The sequence below is a fragment of the Bacillus sp. 0102A genome, from assembly GCF_036765155.1.
Lineage (GTDB): Bacteria > Bacillota > Bacilli > Bacillales > Bacillaceae > Bacillus > Bacillus subtilis_G.
Window position 1 is genome coordinate 106,553 of the sequence record NZ_JBAIZW010000003.1, and the last position, 22,710, is coordinate 129,262.

The following is a 22,710-nucleotide window of genomic DNA, read 5'->3' on the forward strand; positions in this document are numbered from 1 at the left end:
TATGGATCGAAAAAATGTGCTGTACATTGCTGTATCATTGGATGGGATGATCGCAAGAGAAGATGGAAGCATCGATTGGCTAGATGAATTTGAAGGTGAAGCGATAACGGATACAGCGCGTTTTATCAGACTGTTGCTACCGTCATCTTAGGCCGGAGCACATATGAACACGTGACGTTTATCAATGAGGAAGCCAAGGCCTTCACTGACCGTTTGAAACAGGAAAGGCTTAAACATCTGGATAGCCGGCGAGGCAGAGCTGGTGAATGCCTTTATGAAAGAAGCCGCTATCGATGAATTCATCATTACCATGATTCCAGTCGTTTTAGGGAGCGGCATTCCGCTGTTTCACGAGCTAACGAATGAAAAAAAACCGCGATTAAAAGGGCTGAAACAATTTGGACAGGCGGTTCAGCGTTTCGACAAACCCTCGCATTCGTTGTCAAGGCTGCGCTTCGGTGCTCACGAATTTCAACATTCGCTGTGCTCCGATGCTCTCCTTTCCTAGACTTCAAGGGTTTTCAATCACGCTGAAAAGATGACAAAATCCTAAAACGAAAACTGTTTTAGGATTTTGTCAACAATTTGAAGGATAGACAACATGTCTATCCTTTTTATATGTAAGTCAGAGCGCTTCTCTTTCAGCAGGCTCGATGATATTTTTAAACTTTTCAACCAGCTGGGACGCTTTTGTTCCTTCCACTACAATGAGATATTCCTTTTCATCATGAGCCATACGGAACGTCTCAAGCTCAATTAAGCTTTTGATTTTGCACATCGTTTTCTTTGAATAAATATAAACCTCGTGGCTTCCGGAATGGCACATTTTATACAGATGAATCAAATTTCTTAAAGTAAATGCCTGTGCGGCTACTTTTAGAGACTTGATATTTTTCATGTTCTTTCTCCTCCATCATTGTTGTCTTATATAGCGTATGTTCCCAGGGCGGACGAACCTTAAACCTGATAATGCACATTTATGATTTCCATTGCAGTGTGCCGCCTCCGATGCGTTTGACGCCGCGGATGGAGCTTAATTCATCCATCAGGCGGAGAAGCGCTTTGTCTTTCTGTTTTGCTTCAATCATAAAATCAATATTGGTCCCCCATTGCCTGAAGCGTTCCAAGAGCGGCAGCAAGAAGTTGGCGTCAACATAATCAGCATGGCTGCGTATGGCTTGCTCCGATTTTGGAGAGGACAGGTGAACTTTCGGCTGCAGTCCGATCCGTTCCCACGTCTTGATCATCCGTGGCAGTGCTTCATTTAGGTCGGCGTGATCATCTGGATTGGCGTAAAAATGATGAAAGTCAAAGACGAACGGAACATCTTCTTGTTCGCAAACCTGAAGCGTTTCTTCCGTCGTATATGTTTTATCATCATTCTCAAGCGTCATCCGCTGTTTGATCTCCTTTGGCAGATGCTTTATATTTTGATGAAATTGTGCAGTGGCGGTGTCTTTATTTCCGTAAGCGCCGCCGATATGAATGTTGATAACAGAGCGATCAGCAATGCCCATGGCATCAAGCATGCGGTAGTGATAGGCCATATCGGTTACCGCATTTTTTGTGACGTTTTCCTTCGGGCTCGTGAACAGAGTGAATTGGTTTGGATGGAAGCTTGTTCGCAGATGATGTGTTTTGACAAGCTCTCCGATCTCCCGAAACTCTTTTTGAAACGGTGTTACAAAATCCCACATGACATCGGGATGCGTGGCCAGCGGCACAATCGAACTGGAAAAACGGTACAAAGGAATGCTGTGGCCGATGATATAGTGAAGGGTTCTCAGTGTATTTTGTAAATTGGCTTTTGTCACGGACAGCAGGGCTTCTTTTCTTTCATCCTTTGCAAGCTTGGAATAACGCGCGAATGTCAGTGTTTTAGCGGGAGACGCATCCCAAAGGCTCATCGCGTTTGAAACGAACCCAAATCTGAAAATCATAGGAACTCTCCTTTATAAAAAATAAGATAATGCTCTGCCAAGCCATTCCGCCGGACGCTGCCTGAATGTGCGCTTTTTGAAATTGTCCTTTGTCAGCAGCTCCGACCTTTTCATATCCTCTTCAATCGTGGCATAGACTTCTTTTGTAAATGCCTCATTATCGATTTCAACATTCACTTCTTCATTTAAAAAAAAGCTTCGCTGATCAAAATTGGCGGTTCCGATGATACTGAAATGATCGTCAATGATCAGGGCTTTCACATGATAAAACCCCTGATAAAAACGGTAGATCAGACAGCCGGCATCCAAGAGCTCCGAATAATAGGTATAAGCTGCTTCTCGGACCAGCGGATGATCTGATTTCATCGGCACGATGATCGTAACGGCCGCACCGTTTTTTCTGGCTTTGACCAAGGCCTGCTGAAGCGGTTTTGTCGGAATATAATAAGGTGTGCAAATGGTAATGCGTTTTTTTGCCTGCGCGATATTTGCCAAATACGTTTTTTCAAGAGAATAACCGTCAGTCGCATAAATCTTATGAGAGATATTCCCTTGCGGAAGATCCGGGCAAACATCCGTGCCAAGTTCGATTCCGGTATTTCGTTTCAGATCGGAAGCAAAAAGCGTTTGAAGATCATGCACCCCTTCTCCTTTCATACGCAGATGATAATCCTCCCAATTGCCGAACTTCGCCTTCTTTCCAAGGTATTCCTCAGCGATGTTAAACCCGCCGATATAACCGATTTTTCCGTCTATCACAGCGATTTTCCGGTGATTCCGTTTCTGCATATGAAAAAAGAAAAAAGGGAAACGAGGTTTGTTCAGAAAATGCACATGCACCCCGGCATTTTTCATCGTCTCCAGCGCCGGTTTTTTGATTTTTTGGCAGCCGGACCAGTCCAGCAGCAAATAAACTGAAACACCGGCTTGGGCTTTTGTTTTCAGCAGCGTAAACATATTGTGGCTGACCTCATCGTTTTTCATAATAAAAAACATCACGTGAACAGAGGAAGCGGCCTGGCTGATATCTTTCATCATCCGTTCCACAAGATCAGCACCGCAGTGGATCAATTCGATATCACTCTTCTTTTTTGAAAAAACAGGCTCGTACGCATTTTTTTTGTAAACGGCACGCCCCATGAAGATATCAAGCAGTATGAAAGCCAATAGTATAATGCCAATGATAAGAATCACGAAAAATATCTTCATCCCGGCACTCCTTTCTGTAGTAAGGGTAGTGTGCCCTAACAGCGGGAATTTAATTATTGACTGAACACTCATTCATTATTTATCATAAAGATAATCTTATACAGATTCGGAGGTAGGGGATCGCGGTCTTTATCAGTAAAAAGGGGGAATTGGAATGAGCGGCTTTCTCATCGCAAATGCATTGTTATTTCTGGTTGTAACCGCTTACGCTGTTTATTTGTTTGTCTACTTGGTTAAAACGAGACTGGCCTACATCAGACTCGGGCAGAAAGAACATTTTGATAAACGGATCAGGGAACGGCTTCGCGCCATATGGGTGAATGTATTCGGACAGAAAAAACTGCTGAAGGACAAGAAAAGCGGAATCATTCATGTCATGTTTTTCTACGGGTTTATATTGGTTCAGTTCGGAGCAATTGACTTTATTATTAAAGGACTGGCTCCCGATCGGAATCTGCCGCTTGGCCCTGTCTATCCCGCCTTCACCTTTTTTCAGGAAATCGTTACGTTTCTCATTTTAATCGCTGTGGTCTGGGCATTCTACAGACGTTATATTGAAAAACTCGTCAGGCTGAAACGCGGCTTCAAAGCAGGACTTGTTCTTATTTTTATCGGAGGATTAATGCTGACGGTTCTGCTTGGAAATGGGATGAATCTGATCTGGCATGGGCATGGGCTTTCATCGAGCGAGCCGATTGCATCAGGTATTGCGTTTTTGCTTGGCGGAGTCGGAGAAACAGGGGCGGCGGTGATTTTCTATATCGCATGGTGGATGCATCTTCTATTTTTGCTGAGCTTTTTGGTATATGTGCCGCAGTCAAAGCATGCCCATTTAATCGCCGGCCCTGCCAATGTCTTTTTCAATAGGATGGAATCTGCCGGAAAGCTTGAAAAAATCGATTTTACCGATGAAACGAAAGAAAGCTACGGCGCGGGAAAAATTGAAGATTTCAGGCAGTCCCAGCTGCTTGATCTGTACGCGTGTGTTGAGTGCGGCCGCTGTACCAATATGTGTCCGGCAACAGGCACCGGAAAAATGCTGTCGCCGATGGACTTGATTTTGCGTCTCAGGGATCATCTCACAGAAAAAGGCGCCGCCGTCACCTCACGCTCGCCATGGGTGCCCGCGGCAGCATTCCGGCACACGAAAGGCAATCAGCTGGCGGCGGCCTCATCAGGAAGCGGATCACAGGAAGCCGCCGCCGCGCTTGAATACCATCCGAGCTTGATCGGCGACGTCATCACAGAGGAAGAAATTTGGGCGTGCACGACTTGCAGAAACTGTGAGGATCAATGCCCGGTCATGAACGAACATGTGGATAAAATCATCGACCTCCGCCGCTACCTTGTGCTGACAGAAGGGAAAATGGACAGTGACGCACAGCGCGCTATGACCAGTATCGAGCGGCAGGGAAATCCGTGGGGACTCAACCGCAAGGAACGTGAAAATTGGCGTGACGCGGCGCCGGATACCGAGATTCCGACTGTAAAAGAAATGAAAAAAGAGGGAAAGGAATTTGAGTACCTTTTCTGGGTCGGTTCCATGGGGTCTTACGACAACAGAAGCCAGAAAATCGCGGTCTCCTTTGCTAAGCTGCTCAATCACGCGGGTGTGTCCTTCGCGATCCTCGGCAATAAAGAAAAAAATTCAGGGGATACGCCGCGCCGCCTCGGAAATGAATTTTTATTCCAAGAGCTGGCTGAAAAGAATATCTCTGAATTTGAAAAAAATCATGTTAAAAAAATCGTTACGATTGACCCGCACGCATACAATTTATTTAAAAATGAATATCCGGATTTCGGCTTTGAAGGCGAGGTTTTTCATCATACAGAAGTATTGGCTGATCTGGTGAAGAACGGGAAATTAAAACCGCAGCATCCTCTTCAAGAGGTGATTACCTTCCATGATTCGTGCTACTTGGGACGGTACAACGAAGTCTATGATCCGCCGAGGGAGATTTTGAAAGCCATTCCGGGCGTGCAGCTGATTGAAATGGAGAGAAACCGGGAAACCGGCATGTGCTGCGGCGCCGGCGGAGGATTAATGTGGATGGAGGAAGAAACGGGCAACAGGATTAACGTCGCCAGGACAGAGCAAGCGCTCGCGGTCACCCCATCGGTGATCAGCTCCGGCTGTCCGTACTGTCTCACGATGCTTGGGGACGGCACAAAGGCCAAAGAAGCCGAAGACCGGGTCAAAACGTATGATGTCGCAGAGCTTCTGGCCCAATCTGTCTTAGGCGCTGATATGAAAATGGGGGAGAAGCAATGAATTTTTCATTGTCAGAAGAACACGAGATGATAAGGAAATTGGTGCGCGATTTTGCGAAGCATGAGGTGGCCCCGTCAGCCGCAGAACGCGACGAACAAGAACGCTTCGATCGCGAGCTGTTTCGGGAGATGGCGCATTTAGGGCTGACGGGAATTCCATGGCCTGAAGAATACGGAGGAATCGGAAGTGACTATCTGGCCTACATCATCGCGGTGGAGGAGCTGTCAAAAGTGTGCGCCTCCACTGGTGTGACGCTTTCCGCCCATATCTCTCTTTGCAGCTGGCCGATCTTTGCCTTTGGGACGGAAGAACAGAAGGCAGAGCACTTAACACAGCTGGCCCTCGGAGAGAAGATCGGCGCTTTCGCTTTGACTGAAGCGGGGTCCGGTTCTGACGCCGGCGGCATGAAAACAACTGCTGAACGAATCGGTGATGACTATGTGTTAAATGGCTCCAAAGTGTTTATTACAAACGGCGGGATAGCGGATATTTACATTGTTTTTGCAGTCACGGATGCCGTGAAAAAGAAAAAAGGCATCTCCGCTTTTATTGTAGAAAAGGATTTTGAAGGATTTTCTGCAGGCAAGAAAGAAAAGAAAATGGGCATCCGTTCGTCTACGACAACGGAAATCACATTCGAAGATTGTGTTGTGCCCGCAGCAAACCGTCTTGGAGAAGAAGGGGAAGGCTTCAAAATCGCCATGAAGACGCTTGACGGAGGCAGAAACGGCATTGCCGCTCAAGCCGTAGGCATAGCTCAGGGGGCGCTTGATGCCTCGGTTCAATATGCAAAAGAGAGAAAGCAATTCGGTAAATCGATCGCCGAGCATCAGGGCATCGCTTTTAAACTCGCGGATATGGCTACAATGACAGAAGCTTCAAGGCTATTGACCTATCAGGCGGCGTGGCTTGAATCGTCAGGCCTTCCATATGGAAAAGCTTCCGCCATGTCCAAACTGCTGGCGGGGGATACGGCGATGAAGGTGACGACCGAAGCCGTACAGATCTTCGGCGGCTACGGCTATACAAAGGATTATCCGGTTGAACGTTATATGCGTGATGCGAAAATCACGCAAATCTATGAAGGCACTCAAGAAATTCAAAGACTGGTCATCTCCAGAATGCTCGCGGATTGAAGCAAAACATCTGTCAGGCGGATCACTCTTGTAAAATTATTTAAATTAACGCTGTTAAGGGTAGCATATTCTGTTTTATTTTGTTTATAATGAGAGGTATGGTTTGTATAAGAACGATACAAAAACGCTTTCATTATTGATAAAACAGATACATATAAGTAATAGAAAGGGAGTGTCCGACCTTGGGTATCAAACAATATTCACAGGAAGAGCTAAAGGAAATGGCTTTAGTCGAAATCGCTCACGAATTATTTGAAGAACATAAAAAACCAGTTCCTTTTCAGGAGCTTTTAAATGAAATTGCATCTTTGCTCGGCGTGACAAAAGAAGAGCTTGGAGACCGCATCGCTCAATTTTATACAGATTTAAACATTGACGGCCGCTTCCTCGCGCTTTCTGACCAGACTTGGGGGCTTCGCAGCTGGTATCCGTATGATCAGCTTGACGAAGAAACGCAGCCGACCGTAAAAGCGAAAAAGAAAAAAGCGAAGAAAGCAGTCGAAGAAGATCTTGATCTTGACGAGTTTGAAGAGATCGACGAAGACGACATTGATTTGGATGAAGTCGAGGAACAACTTGATCTTGATACCGATGATTTTGACGATGAAGATCTTGATGAAGACGACGACGAACTTGAGATCGAAGAAGACCTGGTTGATGAAGATGAAGAAGACGAAGAAGAAGACGACGATAAGGATCTCAAATCGTAAAAGCTCATCTTTAAAACAATCTTGACTTTCAAAGTCGAACTATGTAGTATGTATTTTGGGCTCTTCAAAAACGAAGAGAGAACATAGTGCGTTTATGCTCCCTTTCAAGAAATTGAAAGGGAGCTTTCTTATTTTCACCCCTCATTTTTCTTAATAAATCATTTAAAAGGCTAAATGATTTTCTATAAAACAGTACATTTTAAAAATGTAGCCAAGAGCGAAGAGAGGAGCAAACGAAATGACGAAATATATTTTTGTAACAGGGGGAGTCGTATCCTCACTTGGAAAGGGTATTGTAGCAGCTTCATTAGGACGTTTGCTGAAAAACCGCGGAATGAACGTGACAATTCAAAAATTCGATCCATACATCAATGTCGACCCAGGAACAATGAGCCCGTATCAGCACGGTGAAGTATTCGTAACGGATGACGGCGCTGAAACAGATCTGGACCTTGGTCACTATGAGCGTTTTATCGATATTAACCTGAATAAATTCAGCAATGTGACAACAGGTAAAATTTATTCAACAGTTCTTAAAAAAGAACGACGCGGAGACTACCTTGGCGGAACTGTACAAGTTATCCCGCACATCACAAATGAGCTGAAAGACCGTGTTTACCGCGCGGGGAAAGAAACAAACGCAGATGTCGTTATTACAGAAATCGGCGGAACTGTCGGGGACATCGAATCACTGCCATTCCTTGAAGCGATCCGCCAAATGAAGAGCGATATCGGCCGTGAAAATGTCATGTACATCCACTGTACGCTTGTACCTTACATTAAAGCTGCGGGCGAGTTAAAAACAAAACCGACACAGCACAGTGTAAAAGAATTGCGCAGCTTGGGCATTCAGCCAAACATCATCGTCGTTCGTACAGAAATGCCGATTTCTCAAGATATGAAAGATAAAATCGCGCTATTCTGCGACATTGATACAAAAGCTGTTATCGAGTGTGAGGATGCGGACAACCTTTACTCCATTCCGCTTGAGCTTCAAAAACAAGGGCTTGATAAGCTTGTTTGCGAGCACATGCGATTGGAATGCAAAGAAGCGGAAATGTCCGAGTGGAAAGAGCTTGTTAACAAGGTCAGCAATCTGTCTCAAGCGATCACGATCGGCCTTGTCGGTAAATACGTTGAGCTGCCTGACGCGTACATCTCTGTCGTTGAATCACTCCGCCATGCGGGCTATGCGTTCGACACAGATGTAAAAGTGAAATGGATCAACGCTGAAGAAGTAACAGAAAGCAACATTGAAGAGCTTACAAGCGGAACGGACGGCATCATCGTGCCGGGCGGATTCGGAGACCGCGGTGTTGAAGGCAAAATTGTCGCAACAAAATACGCGCGCGAAAACAACATTCCGTTCTTGGGCATTTGCCTGGGCATGCAGGTTGCGTCTATTGAATACGCACGAAACGTATTGGGCTTAAAAGGCGCTCACTCAGCTGAAATTGATCCGTCAACTCAATACCCGATCATCGACCTTCTACCTGAACAGAAGGATGTTGAGGATCTCGGCGGAACGCTTCGTCTCGGCCTTTACCCTTGTAAGCTTGAAGAAGGCACAAAAGCCTTTGAAGTGTATCAGGATGAAGTGGTGTACGAGCGCCACCGTCACCGCTATGAATTCAACAACGAATTCAGACAGCAAATGGAAGAACAAGGCTTCGTTTTCTCAGGCACAAGCCCTGACGGACGCCTTGTTGAAATCATCGAGCTGAAAGACCACCCTTGGTTCGTGGCTTCTCAGTTCCACCCAGAGTTCAAATCAAGACCGACAAGACCTCAGCCTCTATTCAAAGGCTTTATCGGAGCGTCTGTCGAAGCTGCAAATCAGAAGTAATAAAAAAGACTTGCCGTTTTGTCAAAAAGCGGGCAAGTCTTTTTTATTTGTTTCCGGCAAGATACAGCATGTACAATAAGGTATTATGCATACTCTTGCAAAATTTCTTTTAATGTAAACGATAAAGCATGGTAGACATACAGTGCCGTCATTAAAGAGGGAAATCCGTAACGGGTGCCGTTTTCATCGGGAACGAGCGGCATTTTTAATTTAGAATCAATATGCACATCACAATATTGTTCAATTCCCGCGCTGTCTTTAGCTGCCGGCGATACGCATACGACTCCCGCACCCTTTTCATAAAGCTCTTTCGCGAGCGCCTGCTCTTCGGCAGTGCCCGCCCCTGAGCAAAACATCAGCACCCTGTCGCTTTCTGTCACTTCATCAGCGCTTTCTGGAAAGGGTTTGACGGAAGGCAGCGGCTCTGTGCTTTCGGCAGCCTCATATAAGACGCCCTGAAGCTCATTTGCTCCGTATATATATATGGAATGCCCGCTGATCACCGCTTGAGCAAGCAGCCGTGCCCCATCTTCAATCGCGTCAGATTCCTTATCCTGAATGCGGGAAAAAATACCTGTTAACTGCGTCGTAAATATTTTCAACATAAGTGAATCCTCCTTTATAACGTACAATATCATTATACAACAAAAGAGAAAATGCTCAGAAAATGTCGTAAAGTAGACTATTATAATTAAAGGAAATAGGAAAATCAAACAGAATACATACACTACTGCTTACTTTTGACGAAAATCATAATATTGGGGTGTAAAATGATGAATGAAAAAATTTTAATCGTTGATGATCAATACGGCATACGTATTTTGCTTAACGAAGTATTCAATAAAGAAGGCTACCAGACGTTTCAGGCTGCAAACGGCCTGCAGGCGCTTGACATCGTGACAAAAGAACGGCCCGACCTTGTGCTTCTGGACATGAAAATTCCCGGCATGGACGGAATTGAAATTTTAAAACGGATGAAGGTCATTGACGAAAACATTCGGGTGATCATCATGACGGCATACGGAGAACTCGACATGATCCAGGAATCAAAGGAACTGGGCGCTTTGACGCATTTTGCGAAGCCTTTTGATATCGATGAAATCAGAGATGCCGTGAAAAAATATCTGCCCCTGAAGTCTAATTAACAAAGAAGATACAAATGAATGATGTCATTGTGTTGCCCATTTGTCGAAAAGTTGGTATTCTAGTTATGGAGAAAAAGCGATCTGAGTATTTACATATGACAGCAATATATGGGTCATGCTAGGGTGGAAAGCTTTTTTCGCTAGAAGACAATCAGGCTACATAAGGAGGACATTCGACATGCCTTTAGTTTCTATGACGGAAATGTTGAATACAGCTAAAGAAAAAGGGTACGCTGTAGGACAATTTAACTTAAACAACCTTGAGTTTACTCAAGCGATTTTACAAGCAGCTGAAGAAGAAAAATCTCCAGTGATCCTTGGTGTTTCCGAAGGTGCGGGACGCTACATGGGCGGCTTCAAAACAGTCGTAGCTATGGTAAAAGCACTTATGGAAGAGTACAAAGTGACAGTTCCTGTTGCGATTCACTTAGACCACGGTTCAAGCTTTGAATCTTGTGCGAAAGCGATTCATGCAGGTTTCACATCTGTCATGATCGACGCTTCTCACCATCCATTTGAAGAAAACGTTGAAACAACTTCTAAAGTTGTTGAGCTTGCTCATTTCCACGGGGTATCTGTAGAAGCTGAGCTTGGAACAGTCGGCGGGCAAGAAGATGACGTTATCGCTGAAGGCGTAATCTACGCTGACCCTAAAGAGTGCCAAGAACTTGTTGAGCGTACTGGCATCGACTGCCTTGCACCTGCATTAGGTTCTGTTCACGGCCCTTACAAAGGCGAACCAAACCTTGGTTTCAAGGAAATGGAAGCTATCGGCAAAACAACTGGTCTGCCATTAGTTCTTCACGGCGGTACTGGAATTCCGACTGCTGACATCAAAAAATCAATTTCACTTGGTACAGCTAAAATCAACGTAAATACTGAAAACCAAATTTCTTCTGCAAAAGCTGTTCGCGATACATTGGCAGCTAAGCCTAACGAATACGATCCTCGTAAATACCTTGGACCTGCTCGTGAAGCGATTAAAGAAACAGTTATCGGTAAAATGCGTGAATTTGGTTCTTCAAACCAAGCTTAATTTAATTGGAACTTTTATAGCCGCCTGACAGCTTGACAGGCGGTTTTCCGTCTATCTTTAGAAAGCGCAATCATATTCGCAATTCAGAAAAATTCTTACTCAAGGAGGCTTTTTGAACATGTTATTTTTTATTGATACAGCCAATATCGATGAAATTAGAGAAGCGAATGAATTAGGAATTCTTGCCGGTGTAACGACGAACCCTAGTTTAGTAGCAAAAGAAGCTAACGTATCATTCCACGACCGTCTTCGCGAGATTACAGCCGTCGTGAAAGGTTCTGTAAGCGCTGAGGTTATTTCTTTAAAAGCTGAAGAGATGATCGAGGAAGGAAAAGAACTGGCGAAAATCGCTCCGAACATCACGGTGAAAATCCCGATGACGTCCGACGGTCTAAAAGCGGTAAGAGCACTTACTGAATTAGGCATCAAAACAAATGTCACATTGATCTTCAATGCAAACCAGGCGCTTCTTGCTGCCAGAGCAGGGGCAACGTATGTATCTCCTTTCCTGGGACGTTTAGATGACATCGGCCACAACGGACTTGACCTGATTTCAGAAGTCAAGCAGATTTTTGACATTCACGGTCTTGACACGGAAATCATTGCGGCGTCAATCCGCCATCCGCAGCACGTGACAGAAGCCGCTCTAAGAGGGGCTCATATCGGCACCATGCCGCTGAAAGTCATTCATTCACTCACTAAGCATCCGTTAACAGACAAAGGAATTGAACAATTCCTGGCAGACTGGAATAAATAATTCAAAGGGCGGCAAACAGCTTATGCCTGTTTGCCGCGGCCTTTGTTTTTCACCGTCCTGATACAGCGGACCTTCAGATGCTGACGCCGCTTTACAGAGAAGGAATCATTGGGCTGCAGAAGCTGATATCGGAATGAAGTGTTTGCGTACTGCTTTTGCCGGATGACGACGTTGTTTCTCAAGCCGGCGGGTCTCTGTGCATTTTCGAAACCTGTGCCCCGCAAAGCTTCGCTATTTTCTTCCTGATATTTTACAATGTGTTGTATTCTTTCTCTTCGAATTGGCTAGATTTTGGACATGAGCTTTATTTGCAGAGACAGAATAAAATGACATTTTATTTAGCTCCGCAGCTATCTTCTTATGGAAGGAGACTATCATGGAAAAGTTGAATATTGCCGGCGGTGACTCGTTAAACGGTACAGTACATATCAGCGGCGCTAAAAATAGTGCTGTTGCATTAATACCTGCAACCATTTTGGCAAATTCCGAGGTGACAATTGAAGGGCTTCCAGAGATTTCAGATATTGAAACGCTGCGTGACCTGTTAAAGGAAATCGGCGGCAACGTGCATTTCGAGAATGGGGAGATGGTTGTTGACCCCACGTCGATGATCAGCATGCCGCTTCCTAACGGAAAAGTAAAAAAGCTTCGCGCGTCTTATTATTTAATGGGGGCGATGCTCGGCCGCTTCAAGCAGGCCGTCATCGGATTGCCCGGCGGCTGCCACTTAGGCCCCAGGCCGATTGATCAGCATATCAAAGGCTTTGAAGCGCTTGGAGCTGAAGTGACCAATGAACAAGGCGCCATTTATTTGCGTGCTGAAAGGCTGAGAGGCGCACGCATTTATTTAGATGTCGTGAGTGTAGGGGCAACCATTAACATTATGCTTGCCGCTGTCTTGGCAGAAGGGAAAACGCTCATCGAAAACGCTGCGAAGGAACCTGAGATCATTGATGTTGCGACACTGCTTACGAGCATGGGCGCCAAAATCAAAGGTGCGGGAACCAATGTGATCCGAATCGACGGTGTGAAAGAACTGCACGGCTGCAAACACACAATCATTCCGGACAGAATTGAGGCAGGTACATTTATGATTGCGGCTGCTGCAATGGGCAAGGAAGTCATGATCGATAATGTGATTCCCACTCATCTGGAGTCGTTAACAGCAAAGCTGAGAGAAATGGGCTATCATATTGAAACAAGCGATGACCAGCTTCTCATTGTCAGCGGGCAGAAGCACTTAAAGCCGGTTGATGTCAAAACCCTCGTATATCCGGGCTTTCCGACTGATTTGCAGCAGCCGATGACGGCGCTCCTGACAAGAGCAAAAGGGACAAGCGTCGTAACGGACACCATTTACTCGGCAAGATTCAAGCACATTGATGAGCTGAGACGGATGGGTGCCAATATGAAAGTAGAAGGCAGATCTGCCATCATCACAGGTCCTGTCGAACTTCAAGGCGCAAAAGTGAAGGCGAGCGACCTGCGTGCCGGAGCCTGTCTGGTGGTAGCCGGCCTGATGGCTGACGGCGTCACGGAAATTACGGGCCTGGAGCACATTGACCGCGGATACAGCACCCTTGAGAAGAAGCTTGAGGGGCTTGGAGCGACAATCTGGCGTGAAAGAATGACTGACGAAGAAATAGAACAGCTTCAAAATTCATAATGGTTTCTTGTGAGAGGAGATCGTGTTGAAATGGAAAGAAGTTTATCAATGGAATTGGTACGTGTGACCGAAGCTGCGGCATTGGCATCTGCAAGATGGATGGGCCGGGGAAAAAAAGACGAGGCTGATGAAGCGGCAACAAGCGCAATGAGAGATGTTTTTGATACAGTTCCGATGAAAGGAACCGTTGTGATCGGTGAAGGGGAAATGGACGAAGCGCCGATGCTTTATATCGGGGAAAAACTCGGAAACGGGTACGGTCCGCGCGTGGATGTTGCAGTTGACCCTCTTGAAGGCACAAACATCGTGGCAAGCGGCGGCTGGAACGCGCTGACGGTTATTGCGGTCGCAGACCACGGCACGCTTCTGAACGCCCCTGACATGTATATGGAAAAAATCGCAGTCGGCCCGGAAGCGGTGGGCTGCATTGACATCGAAGCACCTGCCATTGATAACCTTAAAGCGGTGGCAAAAGCGAAAAACAAGGACGTTGAGGACGTTGTTGCCACTATCTTAAACCGTGAAAGACACGCGAAAATTATTTCTGAGCTTCGTGAGGCAGGCGCCAGAATCAAATTGATCAATGATGGCGATGTCGCAGGCGCCATCAATACGGCTTTCGACCACACGGGCGTTGACATCCTGTTCGGATCAGGCGGAGCTCCTGAGGGTGTGCTTTCTGCTGTTGCGCTAAAAGCGCTGGGCGGAGAAATAATTGGTAAACTCCTTCCGCAAAATGAAGAAGAAATCACGCGCTGTCACAAGATGGGCCTTGATTTAAGCAAAGTCCTTCGTATGGAAGACCTTGTGAAGGGTGATGACGCGATTTTTGCAGCTACCGGCGTAACTGACGGCGAGCTGTTAAAAGGTGTTCAATTTAAAGGTTCTGTCGGCACAACTGAAAGCATAGTGATCCGTGCAAAATCAGGCACTGTCCGTTTTGTTGACGGCAGACACAGCTTGAAAAAGAAACCAAATCTTGTAATCCGTCCATAACAAACAGAAAAAGCGGGTGTGAGCCTGCTTTTCTTTTGCAAAAAAGAGTCAACTCTATCAATTCAGTGTCAAAACCTTATTTCAGTTGAATAATTTTCTGAAATAAGGTAAAAATAAAGAGTGCTGCGAATTTTACTGCGTAATTCCTTCTTTTAAGCACTAGGAAAGTTTTAATTTCTACCGCATACAGACGATATAAGTATTGATCTTCTCATGTTTTTGTCCTCGCTTCCTTCAAAACTCATTAAGACAATCCTTTTAACAAAAGCGCCGATCATGGGTGGAAGTGTTACCGATAGAAGTTCCTTTATGTTAAAAAAAGAATGTGCTTTGGCGGATGTTGTGCAAAAGCAGCAGGTTATATGTACAGAGTAAGATATTGACTATGAAAAGCGTGGTGTTTTTATGAAAAACGTATCTATTTCCTCTTTGGAAAATATGAAATTGAAAGAGCTTTATGAACTTGCAAGACATTATAAAATCTCCTATTACAGCAAACTGACAAAAAAAGAACTCATTTTCGCCATTCTGAAAGCAAATGCAGAACAGGAAGATCTGCTGTTTATGGAAGGCGTTCTTGAGATCATCCAGTCTGAAGGTTTCGGCTTCCTGAGACCGATCAACTACTCTCCAAGCTCAGAAGACATTTACATCTCAGCTTCTCAAATCCGCCGTTTCGATTTGCGAAACGGAGACAAAGTATCAGGCAAGGTTCGTCCGCCAAAAGAAAATGAACGTTACTATGGACTTTTGCACGTTGAAGCAGTAAACGGGGATGATCCCGAATCTGCAAAAGAGCGTGTGCATTTCCCGGCTCTTACACCTCTTTATCCAGACCGTCAAATGGTGCTAGAAACAAAACCTAACTTCTTGTCTACAAGAATTATGGATATGATGGCGCCGGTCGGATTTGGACAGCGCGGTTTGATTGTTGCACCGCCAAAAGCCGGAAAAACGATGCTGCTGAAGGAAATTGCCAACAGTATTACAGCGAACCAGCCAGAAGCAGAGCTCATCGTGCTTTTGATTGACGAAAGACCGGAAGAAGTAACTGATATCGAGCGTTCTGTGGCTGGGGATGTCGTCAGTTCAACGTTTGATGAAGTGCCGGAAAACCATATCAAAGTGGCCGAGCTTGTGCTTGAGCGCGCGATGCGTCTTGTAGAACACAAAAAAGATGTTATCATTCTTATGGACAGCATCACACGCCTTGCCCGGGCTTACAACTTAGTGATTCCGCCAAGCGGAAGAACGCTTTCCGGGGGAATTGACCCTGCGGCGTTCCACCGTCCGAAACGCTTCTTCGGGGCTGCGAGAAATATCGAAGAGGGCGGAAGCTTAACTATCCTTGCTACGGCTCTTGTCGATACAGGCTCACGTATGGATGATGTTATTTATGAAGAATTCAAGGGAACAGGCAACATGGAGCTTCACCTTGACCGCTCTTTGGCCGAGCGCCGCATTTTCCCGGCCATCGATATCCGCCGTTCAGGAACGCGAAAGGAAGAGCTACTTGTGCCTAAAGAGCATCTTGATCGTTTATGGTCGATCCGCAAAACGATGTCTGATTCACCTGATTTTGCGGAAAAATTCATGAGAAAAATGAAAAAAACCAAAACAAACCAAGAATTTTTCGACATTCTCAATCAAGAATGGAAACAGGCAAATCTATCATCTGCAAGAAGGTAAATAGTATTTGCAAAAGAAGTAAATCACTGATATAATTTTCTTATATGCGTTTCGGACAATGCTCCGAAATAATAACTCTGTTTCCACACTGGATTCAGGGCGGAAGGAGATGGATACAATGAAGGCAGGAATTCATCCTAATTTCAAAAAAGCAACAGTTAAATGCGCTTGTGGAAATGAATTTGAAACAGGCTCAGTAAAAGAAGAGGTACGCGTTGAGATTTGCTCTGAGTGCCACCCATTCTACACTGGCCGCCAAAAATTCGCTTCTGCTGATGGTCGTGTTGATCGCTTTAACAAAAAATACGGTCTTAAGTAATAATAGATTTTTCAACAGGCAAGCAGTCTTGCCTGTTTTTTATATTGTCTAAAACACAGCTGGCAGAAAGAGGGGAACAGAGCCTATGTACATAATGAAACAAAGCGGTTGGCTTGAGCTGATTTGCGGCAGCATGTTCTCGGGGAAATCTGAAGAGCTGATCAGAAGAGTGAAGAGAGCGACTTACGCCAAGCAGGAAGTCAGGGTATTTAAGCCTGTGATTGATAATCGATACAGCGAAGATGCTGTTGTCTCCCATAATGGAACATCCATGAAGAGCTATGTCATTTCTTCGGCTGCAGATATTTGGGATCATATCAGTGAGCGTACGGATGTGATTGCGGTTGATGAAGTGCAGTTTTTCGACCAGGCAATTGTGGAGGCTTTATCATCCCTTGCCGATAAAGGATACCGTGTGATTGCAGCGGGTCTTGATATGGATTTTAGAGGAGAGCCGTTCGGCGTCGTCCCGGATATTATGGCGATTGCGGAAAGTGTAACGAAGCTGCAAGCCGTCTGTTCCGTCTGCGGATCGCCCGCGAGCAGAACGCAGCGCCTGATTGACGGCAAACCTGTTTCCTACGATGATCCGGTCATTTTGGTGGGCGCATCCGAATCGTATGAAGCGAGATGCAGACATCATCACGAAGTTCCAGGGAAATCTAAAAAATAGCCCGAAGCATGGGTATAAAGATAGAAAACACCGGCTAAAAACACCGGTGTTTTTTTTATATTCTGATAATAATTAATTAAAAAATTTAATTAAGTGTATTAAAAAATTAAGTAATTTTCTTCCCTTGAATTTTGATTTTCACAGGCATACAATAGCTTACGTAATGTAAATAGTTTTTAGACATTGTTCGAATAATTGTCATAAAGTCGCATAAAGATCATGATCGGATTTTCAAGGTGGGTTATTACTTAACTTTGTTAACTATTTCAAGAAAGAAGGAGATTTGCTTGAATAACATAAAAAAAACGAAGGAAGGCCATTTAGAAACAACTCTTAGAGGAAAAGAAGTTTTATCTATTCCTACTTTAAATAAAGGTGTTGCTTTCTCATTAGAGGAAAGACAAGAACTTGGTTTAGAAGGACTTCTTCCGCCAACTGTACTTTCTCTAGATCAACAAGCAAAACGCGCATATGAGCAGTTTAAAGCTCAGCCAGACCGCCTTCGTCAAAATGTTTACTTAAATGATTTGGCAAACCGTAACGAAGTTCTTTTCTATAAATTGCTGAAAAACCATCTTCGCGAAATGCTTCCTGTTGTATACACACCGACAGTCGGCGAAGCGATTCAAGAATACAGCCATGAGTACAGAAGACCTCAAGGTATCTACTTGTCAATCGACAATATTGAGGGTATTGAAAAAGCTTTTGAAAACCTTCATGCGACAGCAGGTGATATTGATCTTATCGTTGCAACTGACTCTGAAAGCATCCTCGGAATCGGTGACTGGGGTGTAGGCGGTATTAACATCGCGATCGGTAAATTGGCTGTTTACACTGCAGCAGCTGGTATTGACCCAAGCCGTGTTATCCCGGTTGTGCTTGATGTCGGTACGAACAACGAAAAACTTTTAAATGATCCTTTATATATCGGTAACCATCATGAGCGTATTTCAGATGAACGTTATGAAGAATTCGTTGATGCGTATGTAAAAGCTGCGCTGAAATTCTTCCCTAAAGCACTTCTTCACTGGGAAGACTTTGGTAATAAGAACGCGCGTAATATCATGAAGAAATACAACAACGACATTCTGACATTCAACGATGATATTCAAGGTACAGGCGCGATTACACTTGCTGGTGTGCTTGCTGCTATGAAGAAAACAGGCGCATCTATTAAAGACCAGCGTGTTGTTGTCTTCGGTGCAGGTTCCGCAGGTATCGGAATCGCCGACCAAATCCGTGACACAATGGTGCTTGCGGGATTATCTGAAGAAGAAGCGAACAAACGCTTCTGCACAATTGATTACAGAGGCTTGCTGACTGAAGAAATCGAAGGCATCCTTGATTTCCAAAAACCTTACCTTCGCAGTGTAGATGAAGTGAAAGATTGGAAACGCGATGAAAAAGGCCAAATCCCATTCGATGAAGTGGTTCGCCAAGCGAAACCAACGATCTTAATCGGTACTTCAGGCGTATCAGGCGCGTTTACAGAGGAAATTATAAAAGAAATGGCATCTCACGTAGACCGTCCGGTGATCATGCCGATGTCAAACCCGACTCACCTTGCGGAAGCGACTCCTGAAGATCTATTCAAATGGACTGACGGAAAAGTGCTTGTAGCAACAGGAAGCCCGTTTGAAAATGTGGAATACAACGGTGTTTCTTATGAAATCGGACAATCTAACAACGCATTTGCGTTCCCTGGTCTTGGACTTGGTTCAATTGTAGCTGAAGCGCGTGTGATTACGCCTGCTATGTTTGCTGCAACTGCTGATGCGATTGCTGAAATGGTTGATTTTGAAACACCTGGAGCAGGATTGCTTCCAAGCATTGATAAGCTTCAAGAAGTTTCTATTCAAGTTGCGATTGCCGTTGCTGAAGCAGCTATTAAAGAAGGCGTAGCAAATCGTCAGCCTGAAGATGTGAAACAAGCGGTTCTTGATGCAATGTGGACACCGGAATACAAAAAAGTCATCGCAAAATAATTAGCGATTAAATACATCGTCCGAGGGAAAGCTTTTTGGAAAGCTAAAGTATACGGACATAGGATTTGGAGGAGAATATTTTGAGCATCTTAGATATCTTAATCCTCCTGGCACCGATCTTCTTTGTTATCGTGCTGGGATGGTTTGCAGGACATTTTGGAAGTTATGATGCCAAGTCGGCAAAAGGGGTAAGTACGTTAGTAACGAAATACGCACTTCCAGCTCACTTTATCGCTGGTATTTTGACTACTTCCAGAAGTGAATTTTTATCTCAAATTCCATTAATGGTTTCTTTAATTATTGGGATTGTTGGTTTCTATATTGTAATTTTATTGCTTTGCAGATTTGTGTTTAAATATGATTTAACGAACTCATCCGTATTTTCTTTGAACTCTGCACAGCCGACATTCGCATTTATGGGTATTCCTGTACTGGGAAGCTTGTTCGGTGCGCAAGAGGTTGCGATTCCGATCGCGGTTACAGGTATTGTTGTTAATGCGATTCTTGATCCGCTTGCGATTATTGTCGCTACTGTCGGTGTGTCTTCTAAGAAAAACGAAGAGGGCGGCGACAGCTTCTGGAAGATGACAGGAAAATCAATCCTGCACGGTCTTTCTGAGCCGCTTGCAGCTGCTCCGTTAATCAGTATGATCTTAGTGCTTTGCGGTGTGACTCTACCTGAGCTGGGTGTTAAAATGCTTGACCAGATTGGAAGCACAACATCTGGTGTGGCTCTCTTTGCTGTCGGTGTTACTGTTGGTATCCGCAGTATCAAACTCAGCGTACCGGCATTTGGTATTGCGCTGCTCAAAGTTGCGGTTCAGCCTGCGTTAATGTTCTTGATTGCTCTTGCAGTCGGACTTCCAGCTGACCAAATGACAAAAGCGATCCTTCTTGTTGCATTCCCTGGTTCTGCCGTAGCAGCCATGATTGCAACTCGTTTCGAAAAACAAGAGGAAGAAACGGCTTCTGCATTTGTAATCAGTGCGATTCTGTCATTGATTTCACTTCCAATTATTATTGCGCTTACTGCGTAAATCAAAAAAGCTCCCTTTACGGGGAGCTTTTTATATTAGGTTTGAAATTTGAACAGTGACAGCAGCGGTTTTTTTCTTGTTTTGTTTTTTTCGGAAGCGGCAGCGGTCTCGGGGATCGGCTGGGCGGTGAATTCTTTCATTTGTGAGGTCAGTGATTGCATGTCTGCAAGGATGTCATCAATCTCCCTGCGGTGCTGAAGCAGCTGATAAGATACACCCTCATCCGCTTTTTGCTTCAGCTGGCGTTCCAGTTCCTCGATCCTTGCCAGCAGTTCGTTTTCGTCCTGCTTTTGCAGTAATAGGGTGTTCAGCTTCTGTTCGAGCTGCTCGATTCTTCGTTCTGTGTCGCCATTTGTATTTTGAACAAGGAAGCCTGTGCGCTTTTTAGTGCTTTGAGGCACATGAATATCCTGAATCGCCTTGCCTTCAGAGATTTGTTTCTGTACAGATTTTAGAATCTTCACGTCTTCTGCCGTGAACGAATAGTGTCCGAGCTCATTGCGTTCGGCCGGAAGATTCAGCTGCTTAACCCACCGCTGCACCGTTTTTGCGGAGACGCCGAGTTCACTTGCTACCATATTTGTATTCATGATCCCATACCTCCTTTTTAGCTAGGTATTCGACCATAGAATGCGGTTCCCTTCCTGTTAGACAAAACAAGAAAAGATTCGGCAAAGAAAGTGGGTATCTTCTTTTTTTCTTCAAAAACCGTTATTGTTCATACAGTTCTAAAGGAAGCTGGTCAGGATCAAAAAAGAAGGTGAAACGCTTGCCGGTCAGTGGATCTGTTCTGATGGGCTCTGTTTCGATTCGTTTTTTATGAAGCTCCTGAACCGCTTCATCCAAGCTGCTGACTGTAAAGGCGAGATGGCGCAGGCCTGCCGCTTCAGGCCGGGTTTGGCGTGCGGGCGGATCGGGAAACGAAAACAGCTCAATAGCATACGTGCCGTTAAGCGACAAATCAAGCTTATAGGAGCCCCGCTCTTCTCGATACGTTTCTTGAATGACTTGAAAACCAAGCTTATGTACGTAGAAAGCTTTCGACTTTTCATAATCTGAACATATGATTGCAATATGATGTATGGATTTCAGCATGATCATCCCTCCTCGATTCCCAGTATAGCAGAGGAGGCATTTCCAACTCGGATTGAAATGCTTTTGACTGGGGTTAATCACTATACTATAATGAGAATGTTACGCACAGGAAAACAGAGGTGAAGACCGTGTTAGACCGATTAAAGTCAATCGAAGAACGATACGAAAAATTAAATGAGCTTTTAAGCGATCCAGAAGTAGTCAACGATCCGAAAAAGCTAAGAGAATATTCAAAAGAGCAATCTGATATACAAGAAACAGTTGACGTATATAGACAATACAGAGATGCGTCAGAACAGCTGACTGATGCAAAAGCGATGCTTGAAGAGAAGCTGGACGCTGAAATGCGTGAGATGGTGAAGGAAGAGATTTCTGAACTCCAGAAGGAAACGGAAACACTGTCTGAACGCCTCAAAGTGCTTCTGATCCCGAAAGATCCTAATGATGACAAAAACGTTATTATAGAGATCCGCGGAGCTGCGGGAGGCGAAGAAGCCGCTTTATTCGCGGGCAGCCTGTACAGAATGTATTCCCGTTACGCTGAGCTTCAAGGCTGGAAAACAGAGGTCATGGAAGCGAGTGTAACCGGAACGGGTGGCTACAAAGAGATCATCTTTATGATTACGGGGAGCGGCGCATATTCTAAACTCAAATATGAAAACGGCGCCCATCGCGTACAGCGTGTTCCGGAAACAGAATCAGGCGGCCGTATCCATACATCGACTGCAACAGTAGCGTGTCTTCCTGAGGCGGAAGAGGTAGAGGTTGACATCCATGAGAAGGATATCCGAGTTGATACGTTTGCTTCAAGCGGACCGGGCGGACAAAGCGTGAACACCACAATGTCTGCCGTGCGTCTGACGCACTTGCCGACAGGTGTTGTGGTATCATGCCAGGATGAAAAATCTCAAATCAAGAACAAAGAAAAAGCAATGAAGGTTCTCCGTGCCAGAATCTATGATAAATTTCAGCAGGAAGCCCAGGCTGAATATGATCAAACACGGAAATCAGCAGTCGGATCAGGTGATCGCTCTGAGCGTATCCGCACATACAACTTCCCGCAAAACCGTGTGACGGATCACAGAATCGGCCTGACGATTCAAAAGCTTGATCAGATTCTTGAAGGAAAACTTGACGAAGTGGTTGAAACACTGATCGTTGAAGATCAGGCAAGCAAGCTTCAACAGTCGGAAGGTTAA

At 45.0% G+C, this 22,710-nt stretch carries 22 protein-coding genes and 1 pseudogene; 17 read left to right on the forward strand and 6 right to left on the reverse strand.

Annotated elements, in window-relative coordinates:
- Position 1 precedes the first annotated feature (1 nt).
- Positions 2 to 415, forward strand: a pseudogene (locus tag V6D41_RS08745) (dihydrofolate reductase family protein); the annotation flags it as partial.
- A gap of 210 nt (positions 416 to 625) precedes the next feature.
- Here the strand turns inward: V6D41_RS08745 and V6D41_RS08750 are convergent.
- The 3 genes from V6D41_RS08750 to cls form a co-directional block, all read right to left on the reverse strand.
- Positions 626 to 898, reverse strand: a complete 273-nt coding sequence (locus tag V6D41_RS08750) for a hypothetical protein (RefSeq protein WP_333517946.1) — start codon at positions 896 to 898, stop codon at positions 626 to 628.
- A gap of 79 nt (positions 899 to 977) precedes the next feature.
- A complete protein-coding gene (gene uvsE / locus V6D41_RS08755; RefSeq protein WP_333517947.1) occupies positions 978 to 1,940 on the reverse strand; it encodes a UV DNA damage repair endonuclease UvsE in 963 nt (320 codons plus the stop codon).
- A 12-nt stretch (positions 1,941 to 1,952) separates the two neighbouring features.
- Positions 1,953 to 3,149, reverse strand: a complete 1,197-nt coding sequence (gene cls / locus V6D41_RS08760) for a cardiolipin synthase (protein ID WP_148962495.1) — start codon at positions 3,147 to 3,149, stop codon at positions 1,953 to 1,955.
- 154 nt (positions 3,150 to 3,303) lie between these two features.
- On the opposite strand from cls, the gene V6D41_RS08765 reads away from it, so the two are divergent.
- The 4 genes from V6D41_RS08765 to pyrG all read left to right on the forward strand — a co-directional run bounded on the left by V6D41_RS08765 (position 3,304) and on the right by pyrG (position 9,113).
- Positions 3,304 to 5,421, forward strand: a complete 2,118-nt coding sequence (locus tag V6D41_RS08765) for a heterodisulfide reductase-related iron-sulfur binding cluster (RefSeq protein ID WP_333517948.1) — start codon at positions 3,304 to 3,306, stop codon at positions 5,419 to 5,421.
- Positions 5,418 to 6,557, forward strand: a complete 1,140-nt coding sequence (locus V6D41_RS08770) for an acyl-CoA dehydrogenase (protein WP_333517949.1) — start codon at positions 5,418 to 5,420, stop codon at positions 6,555 to 6,557. The genes V6D41_RS08765 and V6D41_RS08770 overlap by 4 nt, the downstream gene beginning before the upstream one ends.
- A gap of 182 nt (positions 6,558 to 6,739) precedes the next feature.
- Complete coding sequence (gene rpoE, locus V6D41_RS08775; RefSeq protein ID WP_148962498.1) at positions 6,740 to 7,267, forward strand: DNA-directed RNA polymerase subunit delta; 528 nt, start codon at positions 6,740 to 6,742, stop codon at positions 7,265 to 7,267.
- 238 nt (positions 7,268 to 7,505) lie between these two features.
- The gene (gene pyrG, locus V6D41_RS08780; RefSeq protein WP_333517950.1) at positions 7,506 to 9,113 is read left to right on the forward strand and encodes a glutamine hydrolyzing CTP synthase; all 1,608 of its coding nucleotides are present in this window, start codon (positions 7,506 to 7,508) and stop codon (positions 9,111 to 9,113) included.
- 83 nt (positions 9,114 to 9,196) lie between these two features.
- Here pyrG and V6D41_RS08785 read toward each other — a convergent pair whose 3' ends face one another.
- Positions 9,197 to 9,718 carry a DUF2529 domain-containing protein gene (locus V6D41_RS08785; RefSeq protein ID WP_148962500.1) on the reverse strand — a complete coding sequence of 174 codons (522 nt, stop codon included), beginning with the start codon at positions 9,716 to 9,718 and terminating at the stop codon, positions 9,197 to 9,199.
- Positions 9,719 to 9,883: 165 nt separating this feature from the next.
- Between V6D41_RS08785 and spo0F the strand changes: the two genes are divergently transcribed.
- The 11 genes from spo0F to V6D41_RS08840 all read left to right on the forward strand — a co-directional run bounded on the left by spo0F (position 9,884) and on the right by V6D41_RS08840 (position 20,416).
- Positions 9,884 to 10,258 carry a sporulation initiation phosphotransferase Spo0F gene (spo0F, locus tag V6D41_RS08790; protein WP_003227621.1) on the forward strand — a complete coding sequence of 125 codons (375 nt, stop codon included), beginning with the start codon at positions 9,884 to 9,886 and terminating at the stop codon, positions 10,256 to 10,258.
- Between the two features lie 178 nt (positions 10,259 to 10,436).
- Positions 10,437 to 11,294, forward strand: a complete 858-nt coding sequence (locus tag V6D41_RS08795) for a class II fructose-bisphosphate aldolase (protein ID WP_087992717.1) — start codon at positions 10,437 to 10,439, stop codon at positions 11,292 to 11,294.
- 118 nt (positions 11,295 to 11,412) lie between these two features.
- Positions 11,413 to 12,051, forward strand: coding sequence for a fructose-6-phosphate aldolase (fsa, locus tag V6D41_RS08800; RefSeq protein ID WP_333517951.1), 639 nt, complete (start codon positions 11,413 to 11,415; stop codon positions 12,049 to 12,051).
- A 376-nt stretch (positions 12,052 to 12,427) separates the two neighbouring features.
- A complete protein-coding gene (locus V6D41_RS08805; protein ID WP_333517952.1) occupies positions 12,428 to 13,717 on the forward strand; it encodes a UDP-N-acetylglucosamine 1-carboxyvinyltransferase in 1,290 nt (429 codons plus the stop codon).
- Positions 13,718 to 13,747: 30 nt separating this feature from the next.
- A complete protein-coding gene (glpX, locus tag V6D41_RS08810; protein ID WP_148962502.1) occupies positions 13,748 to 14,713 on the forward strand; it encodes a class II fructose-bisphosphatase in 966 nt (321 codons plus the stop codon).
- A 213-nt stretch (positions 14,714 to 14,926) separates the two neighbouring features.
- A complete protein-coding gene (locus tag V6D41_RS08815) occupies positions 14,927 to 15,088 on the forward strand; it encodes a hypothetical protein (protein ID WP_141113417.1) in 162 nt (53 codons plus the stop codon).
- A 30-nt stretch (positions 15,089 to 15,118) separates the two neighbouring features.
- Positions 15,119 to 16,402 (forward strand): transcription termination factor Rho, encoded by a 1,284-nt coding sequence (rho, locus tag V6D41_RS08820; protein ID WP_010328939.1) that lies wholly within the window; start codon positions 15,119 to 15,121, stop codon positions 16,400 to 16,402.
- A gap of 118 nt (positions 16,403 to 16,520) precedes the next feature.
- Positions 16,521 to 16,721 carry a 50S ribosomal protein L31 gene (gene rpmE / locus V6D41_RS08825; protein ID WP_003151132.1) on the forward strand — a complete coding sequence of 67 codons (201 nt, stop codon included), beginning with the start codon at positions 16,521 to 16,523 and terminating at the stop codon, positions 16,719 to 16,721.
- Positions 16,722 to 16,806: 85 nt separating this feature from the next.
- Positions 16,807 to 17,394 (forward strand): thymidine kinase, encoded by a 588-nt coding sequence (locus V6D41_RS08830; protein WP_333517953.1) that lies wholly within the window; start codon positions 16,807 to 16,809, stop codon positions 17,392 to 17,394.
- Positions 17,395 to 17,681: 287 nt separating this feature from the next.
- Positions 17,682 to 19,379: an oxaloacetate-decarboxylating malate dehydrogenase gene (gene malS, locus V6D41_RS08835; protein WP_187441503.1), complete on the forward strand. Its 1,698-nt coding sequence runs from the start codon at positions 17,682 to 17,684 to the stop codon at positions 19,377 to 19,379.
- An 80-nt stretch (positions 19,380 to 19,459) separates the two neighbouring features.
- Positions 19,460 to 20,416, forward strand: coding sequence for an AEC family transporter (locus V6D41_RS08840; RefSeq protein ID WP_333517954.1), 957 nt, complete (start codon positions 19,460 to 19,462; stop codon positions 20,414 to 20,416).
- Between the two features lie 35 nt (positions 20,417 to 20,451).
- Here the strand turns inward: V6D41_RS08840 and racA are convergent, their stop codons facing one another.
- Positions 20,452 to 21,006 (reverse strand): chromosome-anchoring protein RacA, encoded by a 555-nt coding sequence (gene racA / locus V6D41_RS08845; protein WP_148962505.1) that lies wholly within the window; start codon positions 21,004 to 21,006, stop codon positions 20,452 to 20,454.
- Between the two features lie 121 nt (positions 21,007 to 21,127).
- Entirely contained in the window at positions 21,128 to 21,514 is a 387-nt protein-coding gene (gene gloA2, locus V6D41_RS08850) for an SMU1112c/YaeR family gloxylase I-like metalloprotein (protein WP_333518163.1), read from the reverse strand.
- A 125-nt stretch (positions 21,515 to 21,639) separates the two neighbouring features.
- Between gloA2 and prfA the strand changes: the two genes are divergently transcribed.
- The gene (prfA, locus tag V6D41_RS08855) at positions 21,640 to 22,710 is read left to right on the forward strand and encodes a peptide chain release factor 1 (protein WP_333518164.1); all 1,071 of its coding nucleotides are present in this window, start codon (positions 21,640 to 21,642) and stop codon (positions 22,708 to 22,710) included.

Excerpts from the sequence above, each read along its gene's own strand:
- V6D41_RS08785 (WP_148962500.1), bottom strand. The coding sequence starts at position 9,718 with ATGTTGAAAATATTTACGACGCAGTTAACAGGTATTTTTTCCCGCATT.
- pyrG (WP_333517950.1), top strand. The coding sequence starts at position 7,506 with ATGACGAAATATATTTTTGTAACAGGGGGAGTCGTATCCTCACTTGGA.
- V6D41_RS08815 (WP_141113417.1), top strand. The coding sequence starts at position 14,927 with ATGTTTTTGTCCTCGCTTCCTTCAAAACTCATTAAGACAATCCTTTTA.
- V6D41_RS08750 (WP_333517946.1), bottom strand. The coding sequence starts at position 898 with ATGAAAAATATCAAGTCTCTAAAAGTAGCCGCACAGGCATTTACTTTA.
- racA (WP_148962505.1), bottom strand. The coding sequence starts at position 21,006 with ATGAATACAAATATGGTAGCAAGTGAACTCGGCGTCTCCGCAAAAACG.
- V6D41_RS08765 (WP_333517948.1), top strand. The coding sequence starts at position 3,304 with ATGAGCGGCTTTCTCATCGCAAATGCATTGTTATTTCTGGTTGTAACC.
- V6D41_RS08830 (WP_333517953.1), top strand. The coding sequence starts at position 16,807 with ATGTACATAATGAAACAAAGCGGTTGGCTTGAGCTGATTTGCGGCAGC.
- fsa (WP_333517951.1), top strand. The coding sequence starts at position 11,413 with ATGTTATTTTTTATTGATACAGCCAATATCGATGAAATTAGAGAAGCG.
- V6D41_RS08770 (WP_333517949.1), top strand. The coding sequence starts at position 5,418 with ATGAATTTTTCATTGTCAGAAGAACACGAGATGATAAGGAAATTGGTG.
- V6D41_RS08795 (WP_087992717.1), top strand. The coding sequence starts at position 10,437 with ATGCCTTTAGTTTCTATGACGGAAATGTTGAATACAGCTAAAGAAAAA.
- spo0F (WP_003227621.1), top strand. The coding sequence starts at position 9,884 with ATGATGAATGAAAAAATTTTAATCGTTGATGATCAATACGGCATACGT.
- uvsE (WP_333517947.1), bottom strand. The coding sequence starts at position 1,940 with ATGATTTTCAGATTTGGGTTCGTTTCAAACGCGATGAGCCTTTGGGAT.
- cls (WP_148962495.1), bottom strand. The coding sequence starts at position 3,149 with ATGAAGATATTTTTCGTGATTCTTATCATTGGCATTATACTATTGGCT.
- glpX (WP_148962502.1), top strand. The coding sequence starts at position 13,748 with ATGGAAAGAAGTTTATCAATGGAATTGGTACGTGTGACCGAAGCTGCG.
- V6D41_RS08805 (WP_333517952.1), top strand. The coding sequence starts at position 12,428 with ATGGAAAAGTTGAATATTGCCGGCGGTGACTCGTTAAACGGTACAGTA.
- rho (WP_010328939.1), top strand. The coding sequence starts at position 15,119 with ATGAAAAACGTATCTATTTCCTCTTTGGAAAATATGAAATTGAAAGAG.
- rpmE (WP_003151132.1), top strand. The coding sequence starts at position 16,521 with ATGAAGGCAGGAATTCATCCTAATTTCAAAAAAGCAACAGTTAAATGC.